This is a genomic window from Burkholderia territorii, from assembly GCF_902833055.1.
GTDB lineage: Bacteria > Pseudomonadota > Gammaproteobacteria > Burkholderiales > Burkholderiaceae > Burkholderia > Burkholderia territorii.
The window spans coordinates 1-521 of the sequence record NZ_CADFEJ010000106.1 but is presented as its reverse complement, the minus strand read 5'-3'; the positions used below and the strand labels follow the sequence as shown (position 1 = coordinate 521).

Genomic DNA, 521 nt, shown 5'->3' with positions numbered 1-521 from the left:
CGTGATTCGATGGCGCGGCGCATGCCAGCGCCGTTTGAATTCACTCTACCCGCGCGCCGTGTTTCCGGGCCGACGCTTTTGTAATGCGCTCATGCGCGGCTGTAACAAAGCATGTCGCTGTCCCCGTTTTCGTCAAGCATTTGCAATCGAGGCGTCAAGCGCCGGTAAGCAAGGCCTCGAAGCGGCGCTGCCCGTCGGGCGTGATGCGCAGCACGCGCGGCTTGCCGGCCGGCTCTATCCAGCGCTGCGCGAGCCAGGCATCGAGCAGCGCGGCGCCGAGCGCGCCGGCCAGGTGGGCGCGCCGCTCGCTCCAGTCCAGGCAGGTGCAGGCGAAGCGGCGGCGGCGCCGCCGCTGGGCGCCGATGTCGATCCGCCAGCGGTTCGCCAGCTCGTCGGCGCCCAGCGGTGTGACCGCCAGGTCGTGCGGGCCGTCGGCCTCGCCATCGGCGGCGGCCAGCCAGCCGCGCTCGCGCATGCGGTCGTAGACGCGCACCGCCAGCTCGCCCGCCATGTGGTCGTAG

At 71.4% G+C, this 521-nt stretch carries 1 pseudogene; it reads right to left on the bottom strand.

Annotated elements, in window-relative coordinates:
* Nucleotides 1–154: 154 nt before the first annotated feature.
* Nucleotides 155–521, bottom strand: a pseudogene (locus HW466_RS31235) (transcriptional regulator); the annotation flags it as partial.